The 18,083-nt window shown below is 59.5% G+C and carries 14 protein-coding genes; 4 read left to right on the forward strand and 10 right to left on the reverse strand.

What is annotated here, in order from left to right:
- Nucleotides 1–7 precede the first annotated feature (7 nt).
- The 6 genes from ACQKP1_RS12655 to ACQKP1_RS12680 all read right to left on the reverse strand — a co-directional run bounded on the left by ACQKP1_RS12655 (nucleotide 8) and on the right by ACQKP1_RS12680 (nucleotide 8,211).
- On the reverse strand, nucleotides 8–1,687 hold the full coding sequence (locus ACQKP1_RS12655; RefSeq protein ID WP_427275498.1) for an efflux RND transporter periplasmic adaptor subunit: 1,680 nt from the start codon (nucleotides 1,685–1,687) through the stop codon (nucleotides 8–10).
- Between the two features lie 81 nt (nucleotides 1,688–1,768).
- The gene (locus ACQKP1_RS12660; RefSeq protein ID WP_427275499.1) at nucleotides 1,769–3,139 is read right to left on the reverse strand and encodes an ATP-binding protein; all 1,371 of its coding nucleotides are present in this window, start codon (nucleotides 3,137–3,139) and stop codon (nucleotides 1,769–1,771) included.
- Entirely contained in the window at nucleotides 3,132–3,842 is a 711-nt protein-coding gene (locus tag ACQKP1_RS12665; protein WP_427275500.1) for a response regulator, read from the reverse strand. Before ACQKP1_RS12665 ends, ACQKP1_RS12660 begins: the two co-directional genes overlap by 8 nt.
- 214 nt (nucleotides 3,843–4,056) lie before the next feature.
- Nucleotides 4,057–6,264, reverse strand: coding sequence for a copper-transporting P-type ATPase (locus ACQKP1_RS12670; protein ID WP_427275501.1), 2,208 nt, complete (start codon nucleotides 6,262–6,264; stop codon nucleotides 4,057–4,059).
- A gap of 11 nt (nucleotides 6,265–6,275) precedes the next feature.
- A complete protein-coding gene (locus ACQKP1_RS12675) occupies nucleotides 6,276–7,724 on the reverse strand; it encodes a multicopper oxidase family protein (protein WP_427275502.1) in 1,449 nt (482 codons plus the stop codon).
- Between the two features lie 70 nt (nucleotides 7,725–7,794).
- Complete coding sequence (locus ACQKP1_RS12680; RefSeq protein WP_427275503.1) at nucleotides 7,795–8,211, reverse strand: hypothetical protein; 417 nt, start codon at nucleotides 8,209–8,211, stop codon at nucleotides 7,795–7,797.
- A 96-nt stretch (nucleotides 8,212–8,307) separates the two neighbouring features.
- Here ACQKP1_RS12680 and ACQKP1_RS12685 point away from each other — a divergent pair, with 96 nt between their 5' ends.
- Both ACQKP1_RS12685 and dmeF read left to right on the forward strand, forming a co-directional pair.
- On the forward strand, nucleotides 8,308–8,586 hold the full coding sequence (locus tag ACQKP1_RS12685; RefSeq protein ID WP_427275504.1) for a metal/formaldehyde-sensitive transcriptional repressor: 279 nt from the start codon (nucleotides 8,308–8,310) through the stop codon (nucleotides 8,584–8,586).
- A complete protein-coding gene (gene dmeF, locus ACQKP1_RS12690; RefSeq protein ID WP_427275505.1) occupies nucleotides 8,583–9,536 on the forward strand; it encodes a CDF family Co(II)/Ni(II) efflux transporter DmeF in 954 nt (317 codons plus the stop codon). The genes ACQKP1_RS12685 and dmeF overlap by 4 nt, the downstream gene beginning before the upstream one ends.
- An 81-nt stretch (nucleotides 9,537–9,617) precedes the next feature.
- On the opposite strand, the gene chrA (ACQKP1_RS12695) is transcribed toward dmeF, so the two are convergent.
- Both chrA (ACQKP1_RS12695) and ACQKP1_RS12700 read right to left on the reverse strand, forming a co-directional pair.
- The gene (gene chrA, locus ACQKP1_RS12695) at nucleotides 9,618–10,835 is read right to left on the reverse strand and encodes a chromate efflux transporter (protein WP_427275506.1); all 1,218 of its coding nucleotides are present in this window, start codon (nucleotides 10,833–10,835) and stop codon (nucleotides 9,618–9,620) included.
- Nucleotides 10,832–11,176 (reverse strand): PadR family transcriptional regulator, encoded by a 345-nt coding sequence (locus tag ACQKP1_RS12700; protein WP_425467440.1) that lies wholly within the window; start codon nucleotides 11,174–11,176, stop codon nucleotides 10,832–10,834. Before ACQKP1_RS12700 ends, chrA (ACQKP1_RS12695) begins: the two co-directional genes overlap by 4 nt.
- Nucleotides 11,177–11,294: 118 nt before the next feature.
- Between ACQKP1_RS12700 and ACQKP1_RS12705 the strand changes: the two genes are divergently transcribed.
- On the forward strand, nucleotides 11,295–12,065 hold the full coding sequence (locus tag ACQKP1_RS12705) for a sulfurtransferase (RefSeq protein WP_427275507.1): 771 nt from the start codon (nucleotides 11,295–11,297) through the stop codon (nucleotides 12,063–12,065).
- Between the two features lie 498 nt (nucleotides 12,066–12,563).
- Here the strand turns inward: ACQKP1_RS12705 and chrA (ACQKP1_RS12710) are convergent, their stop codons facing one another.
- Both chrA (ACQKP1_RS12710) and ACQKP1_RS12715 read right to left on the reverse strand, forming a co-directional pair.
- Nucleotides 12,564–13,967 (reverse strand): chromate efflux transporter, encoded by a 1,404-nt coding sequence (gene chrA, locus ACQKP1_RS12710; RefSeq protein WP_427275508.1) that lies wholly within the window; start codon nucleotides 13,965–13,967, stop codon nucleotides 12,564–12,566.
- Nucleotide 13,968: 1 nt separating this feature from the next.
- Nucleotides 13,969–14,787, reverse strand: a complete 819-nt coding sequence (locus ACQKP1_RS12715; protein WP_427275509.1) for a chromate resistance protein ChrB domain-containing protein — start codon at nucleotides 14,785–14,787, stop codon at nucleotides 13,969–13,971.
- Nucleotides 14,788–15,142: 355 nt separating this feature from the next.
- On the opposite strand from ACQKP1_RS12715, the gene ACQKP1_RS12720 reads away from it, so the two are divergent.
- On the forward strand, nucleotides 15,143–17,803 hold the full coding sequence (locus tag ACQKP1_RS12720; protein ID WP_427275510.1) for a bifunctional diguanylate cyclase/phosphodiesterase: 2,661 nt from the start codon (nucleotides 15,143–15,145) through the stop codon (nucleotides 17,801–17,803).
- The last annotated feature ends 280 nt before the right edge of the window (nucleotides 17,804–18,083 follow it).

The following is an 18,083-nucleotide window of genomic DNA, read 5'->3' on the forward strand; positions in this document are numbered from 1 at the left end:
CGGAGCCTCAGCGGATCTGGTTCAGGAGTTCGGCGCCCTGTGTGACGATGCGCTTTCCGGCTTCGATCCCGGAGACGATGAGAAGACGGTCACCATCCAGCGGCTCGGTCCGGACTTCCCTCGGGACGAAACGTTCCGAATTGGTGTGTTCATAGACAAGTGATTGCCCGTTGGAAGCACGCAGAACACTGGTGCGTGGCACGGCAATGCCCGTGCGCTCGTCAGTGGTCGATGACAGAACGGTCAGCAACTGCCCGGCACGGATACCTTCTGCCTGGCCCTCGACGCTGAAATGGATCGGGATGGCCTGATTGCGATCCGCAAGCCCACTGCCGCGATAGGAGAGAGAAGCGGTCCTGCCATCCATGAACTTGCCCCGCGCGGCTCCGGTGACGGAATGCGCGTCGAAGCTCAGTGCTTCTACCCAATAACGGCTGGGGTCGATGATCTGGAAGATCACGGTATTGGGCTCGGCAATCTGACCGGCAACGGCCTGGGCTGCAGCGATGACACCTGATACGGGTGCGGTCAGTTTTTCAGCCGCCGTCGGTGCCTGCTCCAGATTGGCGCGCCGGGCCTTCAGGCCCTGGAGTTCCAATGTTGCATCCTCGATCTCGGCGCGCGCCACCACCGACTGAAGCCGCTCGAAGCGCTGCAGCTTGCGTTCGACCAGCATGATCTCCTGATCGAGCTCGCGGGCCTGCTGCTGCTGGCTCGTTAGATCTGCGGCACCGACGGAGGGCTGTACGAGGGCCAAGACGTCCCCGGCGGACACCCTCGCGCCAAGCTGCGGGAAGCCACCGGTTGGCGGCAGAAGCCTTCCCGACACAGAGGCCTGGACATAGCCTGACGTTGTGGGGTCTGGGATGATGCGGGCCGGAAGTTCAACCGTGCCTGCGTGTGCTGCCTGTTCCGTGAGGATCGTGCGAATAGCAAGGATCCGCTGGGTTGCCTTCGGAACGAAGATCGACCCATCGGCAAACCGTTGGGCGACATCCCGTTCGGCTGCTTGTGCCGTGAGTGCAGCAGGACCAGAGGCCTCCGACTGCGGTGCTCCGGAAAATAGGAGGGCTGCCGCGATCGCAGCGACAGATCCGGCAGGCTTACGGCGGCGGAAGAATGCCGCGAGCAGAAGCCCGACCACCACACCGCCACCACCGACGGCCCACAGTGTCATGTCCCGGCGCTGCAGTCGCGCCCCCACTTCCTGTGCGAACGCAGAACTGATCAGGAAGTTATCTGCGGCTGCGGCGGGAACGGCACTGGTCGCCATCCCCGGGATTACCATGGTCACCGTCAGGACGTCGAACAGGTCTCCGGCCATTACCGTTATGGCAAGGTCATACGAGCCGGGCTTTGTCAGCCATGGCGCATTCGCCACGTAGATGCCCTCGCCCGAAGCTTCGGCCGAGAGCGTTCCCGACGGACCGTCGATCTCAAGCATTGCACCGTCGACCGGTTCATTACCCTTGAAGCTGTCGAGGAAGATTTCCAGCCGCTCTCCGCGTGCCACGGCTACCAGTTCGAGATCGGCCGTCGATGCGTCGGCGCGCGGTGCGATCGTGGTGGAGACGGGCGGGGGCGGCGCGCCGTGATCATGGCCCTCATGGGCCGCTGCAGAGGTTGCAGCAAGTCCTATGACAGAAAGGCAGATTCCAGCGAGAACAGAGGCGAATCGGTCGACCATCGTAACCCTGAGCAAAAGTTGATTTGCTCCGGTGTAGCTGCGCCTTTTTGTCCGTCGATGTCCCGATTGTTACAGAATGTTTCAGGATGGTTTTGCCACGCCCTTCGGGAGGATGACACTGACGACCAGCCCTCCTGTTTGGCGGTTCTCCAGGCGAAGCGTACCGGAATGCCCGTCAATTATCGCCTGGGCAATCGGGAGTCCGAGCCCGAAACCGCCTGTTTCAAGGCTCCTGGATGGCTCAAGCCGAACGAAGGGTGAAAGGGCCCGCTCGACGTCCTGAGCCGCGATGCCGGGGCCGTCGTCACTGATTGAGACGAGGACGTCGGACTGCCGATCGTCTACCTGGACCCTTGCCCTCTCGCCATATTTGAGTGCGTTGTCGATGAGATTGGAGAAGGCGCGCTTAAGCGCCAGCCTCCGGCCCGTCACGATCGCATGGGCGGCCCCGGACAGTTTGATGGATGCGCCACGGTCGGCCGCATCGTCGACCAGCGTTCCGAGGATCGCGACGATGTCGATCGGCTTCAGTTCTTCGTCGCTGCGATCGCCACGCAGGAAAGAAAGGGTCTGATCGAGCATCCGCTCCATCTCAGTCAAATCTTCCGCCATTGCATCGCGCGCGACACCATCGGCCAGATCCTCGGCTCTGAACCGCAGCCGTGTGATCGGAGTCTTCAGATCATGCGAAACGGCTGCGAGCGCTTGGGTGCGGTCTTCGATCAATCGCTCGATGCGCCGTTGCATATCATTGAAGGCGACAGCGAGTTCAACCACCTCTCTTGGCCCGGTTTCCGGAACGGGAACGACAGTCTTGCCTCGATAGAAATCCTTGGCCGCAGTAGCCATCGCTGTCAGAGGACGAGTGAACCAGCGCACCAGGAGCATGGAGACCACGACTGCCCCGAGAGCCATCAAGGTTGTCGAAACCAGCATTCCTCCCGGCGGCGGCACTTTGCGATCCCAGGAGACGAGATTGACGTTGATCCAAGATGCATCGGGGAGCTTGATCGACACGACTGCCAGATGCGGATCATCACCTGCCTGGTTATCCGGCCCTATAATGAGACCGTCCTCGGCAATCTCTGGAGCAAGTGCTCGAAGGTTGCGACGAAGTGGCTCCCAGTTCTGACCAGCGGTATCGCCCTCAACCGCGTACGGAGTGGAACCCCAATGGGCGTCTATCGACCCCCCGGAGAAGTCGTGCGCGACATCCTCCCGTTCATCGACTGGCGCACGCATGACGGATCGTTTGATCGTCAGAAGCTGGTCTGCAAGCCGGACTTCGTTTGCGAGGTCCAGTTCCTGTTCCAGGCTCTGGTGGTAAGTGAAGAGACTGCCAAAATGGACGAGAGAGATGCCAAACAGCACGACGAGGGCTGTCCGCAGTCTCAGGCTGTCTATCGACCGCCACCAGCCTTGCAACCGTGTTTCGAAACGAACATCAGGCACGGACGACATCCGTCGCAAAGAGATAACCCGCGCCGCGCACCGTTTTGATGAGATCCTCACGTCCGTCGAGCTTGCGACGCAGACGGCTGACCTGGACATCGATCGACCGATCATAGCCTTCGATTGCCCGATTGCGGGCCGCGTCCAAGAGGAACTCACGGCTGAGAACCCGTTGTGGCGCTTCGAGGAACGCGAGCAGCAGGTCGTATTCCCCCGTTGAAAGATCCACGACCACACCACTTGGTGCGGTCAGTTCCCGCTTCATGGTGTCGAGCGACCATCCAGCAAAGCTGAAGCTCCGACCGGCACGCTCAGTCGAAGGGTTACCAGTCGTGCGAGTCCGCCTTAGCACCGCGCCGACGCGTGCCAGCAGTTCGCGAGGATTGAAGGGTTTGGGCAGATAGTCGTCGGCACCGACCTCAAGACCGATAATGCGATCCGTCTCGTCACCCTTGGCCGTCAGCATGATGATCGGGACGGAGGAAGTGCGGCGCAGTTCGCGACAGATCTCCAGCCCGTTCTTCCCCGGCAGCATGAGATCGAGCACGATGAGATCGACCGACAAGCGCTTTAGCGTCTCGGCCATTTCCACTCCGTTTCGCGCCGTGTGAACGCGAAAGCCGTTTGCCCGAAGAAACTTGGCGACCAGGATCAGGATCTGGCCGTCATCGTCAACGATCAGGATTTCGGCTGAGGCATCCAAGGGTATTCTCTCCGCAGCTTCACCTAGTTTGCAGACTCTGGAGTTAGCAGAGCGACTTGCGGCAATATGTGTCGCGAAGGTAACAGATTGTTTCAACAGCAGAAGCCCTAAGATCGAGAATCCAACTGTTCGAGGCACACAAGGCGCACGAAGGACCTAGAACATGGGCCGTCACGCCTAAGAGGCGATCATCAACAGGTGCGCGCGATCAGCTTCATAGCTTTATGTTTCTCAGGCGAAGCGAGTTCGCGATAACGCTCACCGACGACAGGGCCATTGCTCCTGCGGCAATGATCGGGGAGAGCAACAGGCCGAAGACGGGGTAGAGAACGCCTGCTGCGACAGGCACGCCTGCGGCATTGTATATGAAGGCAAAGAAGAGGTTCTGACGGATGTTGCTCATCGTCGCGCGGCTCATCTGCCTCGCCCGGACGATGCCCTGAAGGTCTCCCTTCAGAAGGGTGACCCCTGCACTCTCAATGGCAACGTCGGTTCCTGTTCCCATGGCAACACCTACATCTGCTGCGGCCAGTGCAGGAGCATCATTCACACCGTCGCCCGCCATGGCAACGATCCTGCCTTCACTGCGCAGCCGCGAGACGATCTTGCTCTTGTCCTCAGGCAGGACTTCCGCTTCCACCTCCGAGATCCCGAGGCGGCGTGCTACGGCAAGAGCGGTTGTCTTGTTGTCGCCCGTCAGCATGACGACGCGAATACCGTCTTCGATGAGCGCCATCACCGCATCCGGTGTCGTCGCCTTAATGGGATCGGCAATGGCAAAGAGACCTGCCAAGTGGCCGTCAATAGCAATGAAAATGACCGTTGCGCCCTCGTTACGAAGCTCTTCTGCCTTCGCAGTCATCGCGGTAACGTCGACACCTTCTTCCTCCATGATGCGGTGGCTGCCGAGGATCAGCCGCTTGCCTTCGACCACGCCCGTCGCGCCTTTGCCCACTGGACTGTCAAAGTCGGTAGCATCTCCCAGAGCGATGCCACGGTTGTTGGCCGCATTGACGATTGCCAGTGCCAGCGGATGTTCGCTTGAACGCTCGACTGTGGCCGCGAGCCGCAGCAGTTCGGATTCTGATATGCCTGCGACCGCGGCGATCGCTGTCACCTCGGGCCGCCCCTCCGTCAAAGTGCCTGTCTTGTCGACGACAAGCGTATTGACCTTCTCAAAGCGCTCTAGGGCCTCGGCGTTTTTGATCAACACGCCAAGACTTGCTCCGCGACCGACGCCGACCATGATTGACATTGGTGTTGCCAGGCCCAGGGCACAGGGGCAGGCAATGATCAGAACGGCAACGGCCGCCACTAAAGCGTGAGCAAAGCGAGGCTCAGGCCCATAAATCATCCAGGCAGCAAACGCCACGAGCGCAACCGCGATGACGACCGGAACGAACCAGCCCGAGACTTCATCGGCGAGGCGCTGGATGGGTGCCCGAGAGCGTTGGGCGTCTGCGACCATGCGGACGATCTGTGAGAGCATGGTGTCGCTCCCGACCTTGCCAGCCTCCATGACGAAACCACCGGTCTGGTTCATGGTGCCGCCGATCAGCTTCGACCCGACATCCTTGGTGACAGGCATTGATTCGCCCGTGATCATGGATTCGTCGACGGAGCTTCGACCCTCCAGAAGCAGGCCATCAACTGGCACCTTCTCCCCCGGCCGAACGCGCAGGCGGTCGCCGACAGCAACGGCGTCGAGGCCGACATCCTCATCTATGCCATCGGCGCTCACGCGCCGTGCGGTCTTCGGTGCCAGATCGAGAAGCGCGCGGATGGCACCGCCCGTCTGTTCGCGCGCCCTCAGCTCCAGAACCTGACCAAGCAGGACGAGGACCGTGATGACGGCAGCAGCCTCGAAATAGACGGCGACCGAACCTCCCTCTGCGCGGAACGTGACCGGAAACAGTCCAGGCGTAACGGTCGCGACGACGCTGTAAATCCAAGCCGCACCCGTTCCCATCGAGATCAGGGTGAACATGTTCAGGCGGCGCGTCACCAAGGATTTCCAGCCGCGTTCGAAGAAGGGCCATCCGGACCAAAGGACAACAGGTGTCGCGAGCACCAACTGCAGCCAGTTCGATGTCTGTGGCCCCAGTATCATATGGAGGTTTGTGAGATGCCCAGCCATTTCCAAGGCGATCACCGGGATGCTGAGGACGAGGCCGATCCAGAACCGTCTGGTCATATCCGCCAGTTCTGGACTTGGACCCGTTTCCAAGTTCGCCACCTCCGGCTCAAGCGCCATTCCGCAGATGGGGCAATTGCCGGGCTCCGTTTGCCGGATTTGGGGATGCATGGGGCAGGTGTAGATCGACGCTTTGACAATGCCCGGGCCACCGGGCTTGAATGAAGAAGCTGCCGGATCGTGGGACCGTCCGTGGTGTTGGTGATGCGCGTGACTTGAGTTGTTCATCTCGCCCTCCTTCAGCCCTGCTGGCCATAGTCGACGAATGTCATCATGCCTGTCGCCATATGATAGAGATGATGGCAATGCAGCGGCCAGCGGCCTGGATTATCCGCGTCGAACTCGATCGATACCTGCGACATGGGCGGAAGCATCACAGTGTCCCGCATCGCGCCGGAAATGTTCTTGCCGTTGATTTCCGCGACTTGGAAGTGATGGCCATGCAGATGCATCGGATGCGCCATCATCGACATGTTGTGCATGGAAATCCGAATGCGCTGTCCGCTGCTGACTTCGATCGGGCTGTCGGTATCGATGGACCAGCGATAGGTCGCCATGTCGCCCCCCAGCCTCAGCGCAAACTGCCGATCAACAGCGCGCCCTGCCAGCGGTGTCTGGCCTTGAAGGCTTTGCTCGAGCGAAAGGTCGAGCACCGGTCCCTTGGCTGCCGCAGTGGTTTCAAGCTTTTGCACTCGTGCAGAGGCGGTGGCGAGGATAACACCAGTGCGCTCAACTGCCCCTTCCCGCAGGGCCAGTATAGGATACGCCCCGTCGCCAAGTGGCAAGGCCAAACGGATGTCGGCGCGTTGGCCCATCGACAAGGGGAACTGTCGGCCGCGGACCGGGACGATGTCCATCCCGTCGACAGCGATCAGCTCGCCCTCGAGTTCGCCCGTATCGATCGTGAAGGCGGTTGCCGTGGCGCCATTTATGATGCGCAGCCTGATGCGGCCGCCCCGATCTACCCTAACGATCTCGGGGTCATCGAGCGTCCGGTCATTGGCGAGATAGGCGTCATACTCGATGTCGTTCAGGTCCATGCCCGTCATCATATGAGGCCCGGCCGAAGTTTCAGCCGAGCCCATCTGATGGCCACCATGCATGTTCATCATGGAGGACATATCTCCGTGTCCGGAGGGCATGGCATGACCGCCACCGCTCTGAAGGTCGGAAAGCAGTTCCTCGGGCGACTTGAAGGAGAAATCATGCAGGAGCACGATGACCTCTTGCTCGTCGCGGGCAAGATCCTCGGCGGTTCGTATGATCAGGGGTGCCGCGAGCAGGCTCTGCTCCTGCAGAGTGTGGGCATGCATCCAATGGGTACCGCCTCTCGGCAAGGGAAAATTGTAGGCCCGGCTTTCCTTAGGCGGAAGCAGCGCAGCTGGGTTTCCCGGCACCCCGTCCAAATCCCAAGGCGGCGTAAGCCCATGCCAGTGGATGAGCGTCTCCTCGTCGCTTTCGTTGCGAAGAAGAACGTCGAAGTCCGAGGGCGCGTTGAGGACCAGCCCGGCGTTCCCGGCCTTGTCGGTCAGTCCGAAGACGGAGGCGGCCTTGCCGTGGACCTCCAGAGTCCGTTTACCAATCACAAGCTCGCTCGTTTGTGTTCCTGGGTTTGCCCAGACATGGCCGAGGGGAGACAGGGCCACGGAACCCAAGGCGAGCGTTTTCAGAAAGTCTCTGCGATACATGATGTTTCTCTCGATCCGGTCATTGTGATGACCATGCTGTTGACAGGAAGATGCGCACTAAGCGCGTTTGTCAGACAGCGGTTCGAGGGGGATGACGTCCTGGAGAAGGGATCTGCCCGTGAAGGGGTGAGCACGCAGTGATTGGGACAAGCGCACGCTCGAATTGATCAGCCAACAGCGACATCACTGAGAACGACGGAGGGCAGAGCGTGCAGGCCTGCGCACAACAGCCATGCGTGGCCGAGTGGTCCATATCCGTCTGGCCGTCTGTCTGGATGTGGTTTTCACCGCCGGCATGGACGATTTGGGACGGGCATGGCGGTGGACCGGCATGCGATTGGGTGGACGCGAATAGAAGCGTCATCGCCAGCAAGGCGACGGTCAGCATGATCCAATTCTGGAACCTCAAAATACCGCTCATCACCTTCTCTCTATCGATACCACCAGAATAGGCGTTTTCGAGCCCTTGCGGATTGATGTCGGTCAACCGGAAATCAAGCCTGCAGCTTCCCATGATGGGAAGGTCAAGTGCCCCGAAGCGCAAGCTTGCGGCAATAGCGAATATAGGGTACCCCCCTATGTTATGAGCCATACCAAAAAGCACAAAGACAAGCTGCTCGCCCGCGTTCGACGGCTTAAGGGACAAATCGAGGCTGTGGAACGATCGTTGGAGAGCGACGCCTCTTGCGGTGAGGTCTTGAACCTGGTTGCATCTATTCGGGGTGCTGTCACTGGGCTGACCGGAGAACTGATCGAAGACCACATCCGCGAGCACGTTTCGAACCCGCAATCCGATCCCGATCAGGCTCGAGCACATGCCGCGACTGAACTCATCGATGCCATCAGGACCTATCTGAAATGACCGCGGACACTCGCCTTCAGTCCCCTCACGAGCACATTTTCCTCGGTGACAACCACGCACGCAACGAGCGCCGTACCTGGCTCGTGATTGTGATTACTGCGACCATGATGGTGATCGAGATCGCCGCCGGCTCGCTATACGGATCGATGGCACTTGTAGCCGATGGCTGGCACATGTCGACGCACGCGGCCGCCATGTTGATTGCAGCCCTCGCCTATATGTTCGCCCGCAAGAATGCCCATAACCCACGGTTTACCTTCGGCACAGGCAAACTCGGTGACCTTGCGGCCTTCGGCAGTGCAGTCGTCCTGGCGCTGATTGCGCTATTGATCGGCTGGGAGAGCCTGATGCGCCTCTACAGTCCGGTAGCGATCGATTTCCCGCAGGCAATCTCGGTGGCGGTGGTAGGTCTCGGTGTGAATCTGCTGTGCGCATGGCTACTGCGTGACGACCACTCGCATCACCACCATGGACACGACCACCATCATTCTCATGACAGTGACAGCCACGGGCATCATCATGCGGCAGTTACCGACAACAATCTCCGTGCTGCCTATCTTCACGTGCTAGCAGATGCCTTGACTTCGGTTCTCGCGATCGCGGCGCTGATTTTTGGTAGCCTCTACGGCTGGAACTGGATGGACCCTGCTATGGGTATCGTCGGCGGTCTGGTGATTGCACGTTGGTCGTGGGGTTTGATGCGGGATACGGGCGCTGTCCTGCTTGACTATCTTCCGCCGGATGAGGACCTTCCGCAAGAAATTCGGGACATCATCGAGACCGAAGGAGATGAGATAGTCGATCTGCATGTCTGGCAGCTCGGCCCAGGACATCATGGAGCTATCGTCGCGCTCCGTTCACCGGCACCGCTACCCGTCGCAGCCTACAAAGCCAAGTTGGCCGCTATTCACGATCTCTCTCACGTCACGGTCGAAGTGCAGTCCGCCTAAGCTCCTGGATCAGGAGACGAATATCCGATGAAGGCGATCGCATTATTCGGCTCGCATTGATGGTGTTTCGGCAAGGCCGTCCTAGTCAATCACGGCCAACCCCACGCCACCGACTGCGGCTACAACTACGACGATCCACGGCGGAAGCTTCCACGCCATCAACAGGACGAAGCAAAGAAGCGCCAGCGTGAAGTCACGCATGTTGCCGATCGCGCTGGTGAACACAGGGGAATAGAGTGCAGCAGCGAGGATGCCGACGACAGCAGCGTTTGCTCCCTGCATCACGGACTGCGCCGTCGCCATCGAGCGGAAGCGATCCCAGTACGGTAGCACGCCGACGAGAAGCAGAAAGCCAGGCAGGAAAACCGACAGAAGCGCGATCATCGCACCTGCGATACCATTCGGCTCGGGACCGAGCACAGCACCCAGATAGGCGGCGAAGGTGAACAGCGGTCCGGGGACGGCTTGAGTGGCTCCATAACCTGCGAGGAACGCGTCAGGTGTAACCCAGCCCGGCTGGACGACTTCGGCCTCGAGAAGGGGCAAGACCACGTGGCCGCCGCCAAACACTAGTGATCCTGCGCGGTAGAAGCTGTCGGCGACGGCGAATGTTTGGCCGTACTTGGCAAGCAAGGGCAGCGCCACCAGCAGGCCGAAAAAGGCGATGAGTGCCGCAGCCGCGCCCCGGCGTGATACCGGCATCGTCACATGGCCGCTCAAGGGCGTGCCGGTGCCACGGCCGAGGAGAAGACCTGCAATGGCGCCAGCGAGGATCGCTCCAATCATACCGAAGGCACCCGGGAGGAAAGCAAGGATCGCGACGGCCAGGACCGCGATCGCTGCCCTTTCCTTGTCCGGGCAGAGGTTTTTTGCCATGCCCCAGACCGCCTGCGCCACGATGGCGACGGCGACGATTTTGAGACCATGCAGCGCGCCCGTTCCAATTGGCCCGGATATGCTTGGAGCCGAGAGGGCAAACACCAGGAGGATCAGCGCGGACGGTAGGGTAAAGGCTGTGAACGCTGCAAGCGCCCCAAGCCAGCCCGCGCGCATCATGCCGAGAGCAAAACCAACCTGGCTGGAGGCAGGACCGGGCAGGAATTGGCATAGTGCTACCAGATCGGCATAAGCGTGGTCGGAAAGCCATGCGCGCCTGTTGACGAGTTCTTCCCGGAAATAACCAAGGTGAGCGATCGGACCGCCGAAGGATGTCACGCCGAGTTTGAGGAAGGTGGTGAAGACTTCCGATGGCGTGCCTGCCGGCATCTTCGTATCGGTCGTGATCGCGCTATCCGTCATGAGGTTCCAGCCTCTCCCTTGAGTTCTTTCAATTGGATCTTGGCAACCGCCAGGCCTTCGCGCCCGAGATCCGTGATGGCGTAGAATTTTCGTGATGTGCGCCCGTCGCGCTCAGTCGTGCTGGAAAGGTAGCCGTCCCGCTCCATCTTGGACAGCATCGGATACAGCGTGCCGGGAGACAGGCGGTAGCCGTGTCGGCCCAGTTCGTCGATCATCCATTGCCCATAGACCGGATGCTGCGCTGCGTGATGCAGGATATGCAGCCGAACCAGGCCCGAGAGCAAATCATGGTGGTCCATACGGCTCGACATGGAGGCACTGTCCGATTTCGTTATCGACATCCGATAAACCATCCTCTAGTTTCGAGGTCAATCCTTGTTCAATAGCGATGGGCAGAATGAAGCCCGGGGACAAGGGGCCAACTGCGCAACCATTTTGGCCCGCAGACCGGAGAAGACCATGGACCACGCCCCTCTCATCAGCGCCAACGAGCTTCAGATGCTTTCGCCGCTACGATTGCTTTACGTGCCGGGCGGCGGCGAACGAGCGGACGGACTTACCAGCGTTCCAATTGATGACTGGATCGAGACCGCCAAGCGCAGCCAGAGCGGCTTTGACGACCTCACCTTTTGGCATCGTGAGCTTCAGGCACTCGGGGTCGGACCGGACGCTATGACTGTTGTGCTCGACGATGGCCGCATGACCGAGGCTGCCCGTGTCTGGTTTATTCTGCAATATTTCGGGCTGCCCGTGGCAGTTCTCAATGGCGGGTTATCCGCACTGAACCAAAAGCCGGAGCAGTTGGCTCCTCATTCGACCCCTCTGAATCTCCGGCCCGGCTCAGGTCGCGTGGGACTGAGGGACAGGTTGACCCTCAGAGGCGAGCTGGAAAACGTGCAGATATTCGACGCACGCACCGGTGCAGTGTATCGCGGCGAGGATCTGAAGGGAAACTCACGCGGCGGACATCTGCCGGGTGCCTTCAATCTTTCGCATGACGTGCTATTGGATGGGCAGCGTCTGCGCGACGCCCGCGAGATTGAAAACATGCTGGATGCGGCCGGCCTGAGCGGTGATCTGCCGATCGTCAGCCACTGCAACGGTGGCGGTCGCGCTGCACTTGCGGCACTCGCCGCTGTGATGGCGGGCCGGAGCAATGTGAATGTCTACTATCTGAGTTTTGCCGATTGGGCAGCAGATGAGAGTTGTGCAATCAGCACGCCGCGCTGAAAACTGGCAGGCACGACTGCAGCTTGGATCCTATGCTGTTGTGAGCGGAGGCCGTGCTGCTGGTCCCGTTCCAGCCGTTCATTGGGACTCATATGCTGTCTCCTGTGAGCGCTAAGCGGTCATAGCATTCGCCTTGATGGGAATCGAACCTGCGACCTATGATTCCGCGGGAGAAAAGCCGGCAGCAAGTGCGCGCTTTGGTTTTACTCCATGTCATGAATGCCGAGCACGGCTGGGCAGGCGACGATGCGGACGTTGCCTGAGCGCGCTCCTGGTTCGAGACCGTCGCCACCCGCTAGTTCCGCAATTGGCGCGACGCGCAAATGATTTCAGCGAGGCGGCTGTGACCAGCTGTCCGGTTCGCAATACGAGGGCGAACCAAGCTGCCGCTTACGATCGACCGTGCCTGCAGTGACATCAGCCGGGTCACATAATCATTGCGGCTGGCGGGATTACCTCGACCAGCCTTCTTTTACGTGTGTTCAAGACGCACCGCCGTCACCCCGTGCCAGCAAGGGTCCAGCCCATGCCGAAGACGGCGGCACCGAGCATCACCGTCATGACCGACATCTTGAGGCGGAAGATTGCGATAACCGCCAGAAGCGTCAGCACGAGCGATACCCAGTCGACGGACGACAGCACTGGCACTTCCATCGAGAGCGGCCCGGCCTGGACACGGTTCACTTCGGAAAACAAGACATGCAGCCCAAACCAGACCGCAAGGTTCAGGATCACTCCGACGACGGCGGCGGTGATCGCCGCCATGCCGCCGGAGATGGCTACGTTGCTTCGCAGCCGCTCGATGAACGGCGCGCCGAGAAATATCCAGAGAAAGCACGGAACGAAGGTCACCCAGGTCGCAAGGATAGCGCCAAACGTTGCGGCCTGTAACGGATCAAGCCCGCCTGCATCGCGATAGGCGCCGAGGAACCCAACGAACTGTAGCACCATGATCAGCGGTCCCGGCGTTGTTTCCGCCATGCCGAGCCCGTCCAGCATCTCGCCGGGCCGCAGCCACTGGTAACTCTGCACCGCCTCCTGTGCCACATAGGCCAGGACCGCATAGGCACCTCCGAAGGTGACGACCGCCATCTTGCTGAAGAAGACGCCGATCTGGGTAAAGACGTTTTCCGGGCCGAGCGTGACATAAAGTAAGGCCACGGGCGCAAGCCAGAGCAGCAGAAGAACTACCGACACCCTTAGCGACCACTTAAGATTCGGCCTCGCATGCGCGGGCATGCTTTCGCCAAGCGCAGAATCCGCGTCAGACAGGATCTTGCCTGCCGCCGCCTTGTGTCCGCCTGCAATCGCAAACCAACCATGCCCGGTCTTTGCCCTGAGATAGCCGAGAATGCCCGCCGCAAGGATGATCAAGGGAAACGGGACCTGGAACGCGAAGATTGCCAGGAAGGCCACAGCGGCGATCAGCACCATGGCCGGGCTCTTCAATGCCCTGCCGCCAATGCGGAAAACAGCCTGAAGAACGATCGCGAGGACCGCAGCCTTCAAGCCGAATAACAGGCCCTTAACAACTGATACGTCACCATAGAGGACATAGATGTAGCTGAGTGCAAGGATAGAAAGAAAGCCGGGCAGGATGAAGAGTATCCCCGCCATAAGACCGCCTGCCGTACGATGCATCAGCCAGCCGAGATAAACGGCAAGCTGCTGCGCTTCAGGACCCGGAAGCAGCATGCAATAGTTCAAGGCATGCAGAAAACGGTTCTCGCCGACCCATTTCTTCTCATCGACGACAATCCGGTGCATCACCGCGATCTGGCCTGCAGGTCCACCAAAGCTCAAAGCCGCGACGCGGAGCCAAACCCTGAATGCTTCCATGAATGGGATACCGTGTTCTGCCGGCCTGCGCGATGTTTCTGCCGATACGACCGTGTCAGACATCTCAGATACCTTTCTTTCCAGCGGGCCAGTCGTGTGTTTCGCCGGTTGCATCGCGGCACCAGCGATAGAACGCGTCGTAGAGCGTCATTCCTGCCTCGAGATGTTGAAGGTCGTCGTTGAACATGCGCGACAGGCCAAGTGACACGGCAAGCAGGCCCGCCACCTCGGGGGCGAGATTCGGCCGCGCCGTATCGGCACCGCGCACGATGGTCGCCAGGCGAAGGAGTGGTGCAGTCGCAAGTCCGAACTCCTCGATCAGCACATCGAAGGTGCAAAGCTCACCTCGGTGGCTCCAGAAGACATCGTCGACATCGAAAGGCGTTGCGGCAAAATGCTCTGCCACGGCGACGACTTCGCCTGGCGCGACGAACAGAAAGACTGCGCCCGGATCGATGAAGCGTCGGATCAGCCACGGGCAGGCAATGCGATCAATCTTCGGCCGCGAGCGCGTCACCCAGACGGTCCGGCCCCGAGCATTGCGCTTCGGCATTCGACTCGTCGATGTCAAGGGCAGAGCTGCGGCCTTCCAGGAGTCGAAACCGCCTTCAAGAACTTCCGCAGAAATTCCTCCCGTTCGCAAATAGGCAGCAACACCGTGGCTGAGCTTTTTGCCCTTCTGGCAGATGATCACAGCCGGGCAATTAATCAACTCTCCAGCCCAGGATGCGACATCTTCATAAGAACGGCGACGAGAGCCGGGGATCAGCGTTGGATCGGCCTCAAAATCCTCATCGGTGCGCACGTCGATGAGCACCGGGGCGCTCGGTGTACCGACAAGGCGGCTTAATTTTTCGGGTGAGATTTCGAGAAATGACGGCATGGCGCGTCCTCCGGTAGCCGGGTTGATGGACGCGATTCTTCGGCATGACGCCTCGTGGGGCGATCGCAACCCCATCGCTTTTGTTTAACGCAGTTTTGCGGACTGTCAATTCTCAGGCTCAGCCTAGCAGGCCCCATAGACTTTACTACGCTCAATGGAAGAGCGAAACCGACGTGTGCGGTTCGCCATGTGACGCCGCTTATGACCGTACGGCAATGCAACGCGGCCCTCCCAATTCGCAATATATTTCCGTCAGGAAATATTAAGCTGCTTCTGCGATTTTCCAAGCAATAGCCAATCTTGGGTCATTCGTGGCCGCCACAGGCGCCAAATGGGCGCGGGGTCGGAAGGCGCAATGAATACTCGCAATTTGCCATATTTCTTCAAAGAGCTTGGATACTACGTCCCAGCCATCGTCGCCACATTTGCCGTGCTGATTGCAGTATTCCTTGCCGACACGCAGAAGCGTCGGCTGGAGCAGGAATACCTTCGCTCCTTTACCACTGAGCAACTAGGCCTGCTGCGTTCACGCCTGGAGGGGAATCTTCTGGGCAATATCAAGTTGGTCCAGGGCCTGGTTTCGACATTTGAGACTGAGCCAAACATGCTGCCCGCCCGTTTTGCGGATCTTGCGAGCCGCATTTTCAGGGAAGACAACCAGCTCCGCAGCCTGGCGATTGCGCCGGATCTTGTCGTCAGCCGCGTCTATCCTCTCCAGGGAAACGAGGCGAGCCTAGGGCTTGATTACCGCAAGAACGAACGCCAGCGCGCTGCAGCCATGCAGGTGATGGAGCAAAACCGGCTCATCGTTACCGGCCCGGTCGAGCTCGTCCAGGGCGGACGTGGGGTGATTGCGCGTTATCCAATCCATACCGGTACAGAAAACGCTTTCTTCGGTATCGCCTCCGCTGTCATCAATCTCGACAAGCTTCTGGAAAGCAGCGGGTTCAAGTCTGATCTGCCCGTCGCCGTCTCAATGTCCAGCCTTTCCAAAGATGGAGGAGAGGCGCAAAAATTCTTCCAGACGGATGCTGCCGTCGATGTCGAGCCGGTCGTGATGTCGATTGACATCGGCCACGAGGTCTGGGTCATGTCAGCGTCACCGCTACAAGGCTGGGGCCAGCCATCTCATCAGTTCAGTCTCTTCCGTGTCGGACTCGCGCTCCTTGCCGTCGTCATCGTCGTACCGATGTTCTGGGTCGGATATCTGATGAAGGACAGGAATCGACACATTCTTATCCTCCAAGATCGGGAAGACCAGCTCGAAACCATCTCGCAGCGCCTGCAACTCGCTCTGGATGCCTCAAAGGTGGGCGTGTGGGAATATGACTGCGCCACCAAGGCGTTGTCTTGGGACGCGCGCATGCGAACGCTCTATGACGTCGCGCCGGAACAGAGGATTTGCCGATATGACGATTGGCGCAATGCCTTACATCCGCAAGATCTGGAGCATGCAGAGCAGGTTTTTGCCAAGGCCGTTGAGGCGGAGGAACCATACATTACCGATTTCCGCGTCGTCGGACAGGATGGCAGTATTCGCCATATCCGGGCACACGGAATGACCTACCGCAGCTCCTCGGGTGCCAAGCGCATCGTTGGCGCGAACTGGGATGTTACGGAAGACGTACGGCTTCAAGAGGAACTGCTGCAGGCCAAACTCACTGCGGAAGCACAGAACAGGGCACTCGAAGACGCTCGCCTTGTCCTTGAACACAATTCCCTGCACGACGCCCTGACAGGCCTTCCCAACAGGCGCTTCCTTGATCATCAGCTTGCGCTTGCCGGCGCAAATCACGACACTCTGCCATTGAGCCTGTTACATATCGACCTTGACCGCTTCAAGGATATCAACGACACGCTAGGCCATGCGGCGGGGGACGAGGTGCTCAGGCAAGTCGCTTCGGTTCTTCGTGCTCATGTGCCTCCTGAAGACTTCATTGCTCGAATTGGCGGCGACGAATTCGTGCTGCTGTCGCGTCGCGATCCGCCAAAGGCCAACTTCCCTCTCCTGTCGGCTCAACTCGTTGAGGCGATCAGCCAGCCAATGACGGTCGCGGGCCACGACTGTCGCATCGGCGCCAGTGTCGGCCTGGCAATACGCTACAACTGCGACGAGACGCCTGAGCAATCACTCGTAAACGCCGACATAGCACTGTATGAGGCGAAGCGCCGAGGCCGCAACCGTGTCGAGGCGTTCAACGGCGAACTGCGCCTGCGCACGGTGGAAGTCAAACGGCTCAGTGACGACATCCTACGGGGGCTCGAACGCGGTGAATTCAGACCCTTCTTCCAGCCGCAATTCGATGCCGAGACGTTCGAGATCGCCGGCGTTGAAGCTCTCGCCAGATGGGAGCATCCAACCCGCGGTTTCGTCGCGCCGGATGTTTTTCTGCCAATCGCAGAAAGCCTCAACATCGTCGCTCGGATTGATGAGACGATCCTCGATCAAGCTCTATTCCAAGCAATGCGATGGGAGAGCCAGGGACTAGCCATTCCCTGTGTTTCGGTAAACGTTTCCTGTCAGCGCTTGCGCGACGAACAGCTCATCAGCAAGTTGAAGGCGATGAACATTAGGCCAGGTTCACTGACATTCGAATTGCTGGAGTCGATCTCGTTCGATACTGCCGACGAAAGGCTCAAGCAGGCTATCGTGGAAATCAAGGCGCTCGGCATCGACATAGAGCTCGACGACTTTGGCACCGGGCATGCATCCATTATCAGCCTTCTCGAACTGTCGCCCAGGCGGCTGAAGATCGACCGACGTCTGGTGCAGCCGCTCCTGGAGTCCACTGCACAGCAGAGCCTTGTGCGTTCCATCATCGACATTGGCAAGGTCCGAGGTATCGAGACGGTCGCGGAGGGTGTTGAGACCCTGGCGCATGCTGAACAGCTTCGCCGCCTTGGCTGCCATGTGTTGCAAGGATACGCCTTTGCCAAACCGATGACTGCCGACGAGTTCGTCGCTTTTGCCAAGACCCGCCAATGGATGCCGGAGCGCGAGCGCCTGTATCGATAGGCGCACAAACACCACTATTGCCACCCAGTCATCATGCACGACAGGCGTTTCACGCCTGGCCCAAACTCAAGACCGAACTTGGGCCCGAATGCAGTGGACAACGGGAAACTGGCAATCGGCTTGTGGGCTATCCCGCTAAAGGCATCGTGGCCGCAAAGACTGGTATAGCTAAAGTCGCGATTGAGATGATTGCGGATACCGCAAGTTTGATCCGGCGTATCCTGCGTGTGCGTTTTCCGGTCCAGTCATAGCCCATAGTCAACACTCCTTAGCCGGACAT

It is taken from the genome of Allorhizobium sp. NPDC080224 (assembly GCF_050281005.1).
Lineage (GTDB): Bacteria > Pseudomonadota > Alphaproteobacteria > Rhizobiales > Rhizobiaceae > Allorhizobium.

Coding starts and splice junctions, on each gene's coding strand:
- ACQKP1_RS12655 (WP_427275498.1), bottom strand. CDS start 1,687: ATGGTCGACCGATTCGCCTCTGTTCTCGCTGGAATCTGCCTTTCTGTC.
- chrA (WP_427275508.1), bottom strand. CDS start 13,967: ATGTCTGACACGGTCGTATCGGCAGAAACATCGCGCAGGCCGGCAGAA.
- ACQKP1_RS12715 (WP_427275509.1), bottom strand. CDS start 14,787: ATGCCGTCATTTCTCGAAATCTCACCCGAAAAATTAAGCCGCCTTGTC.
- ACQKP1_RS12670 (WP_427275501.1), bottom strand. CDS start 6,264: ATGAACAACTCAAGTCACGCGCATCACCAACACCACGGACGGTCCCAC.
- dmeF (WP_427275505.1), top strand. CDS start 8,583: ATGACCGCGGACACTCGCCTTCAGTCCCCTCACGAGCACATTTTCCTC.
- ACQKP1_RS12720 (WP_427275510.1), top strand. CDS start 15,143: ATGAATACTCGCAATTTGCCATATTTCTTCAAAGAGCTTGGATACTAC.
- chrA (WP_427275506.1), bottom strand. CDS start 10,835: ATGACGGATAGCGCGATCACGACCGATACGAAGATGCCGGCAGGCACG.
- ACQKP1_RS12705 (WP_427275507.1), top strand. CDS start 11,295: ATGGACCACGCCCCTCTCATCAGCGCCAACGAGCTTCAGATGCTTTCG.
- ACQKP1_RS12700 (WP_425467440.1), bottom strand. CDS start 11,176: ATGTCGATAACGAAATCGGACAGTGCCTCCATGTCGAGCCGTATGGAC.
- ACQKP1_RS12685 (WP_427275504.1), top strand. CDS start 8,308: ATGAGCCATACCAAAAAGCACAAAGACAAGCTGCTCGCCCGCGTTCGA.
- ACQKP1_RS12675 (WP_427275502.1), bottom strand. CDS start 7,724: ATGTATCGCAGAGACTTTCTGAAAACGCTCGCCTTGGGTTCCGTGGCC.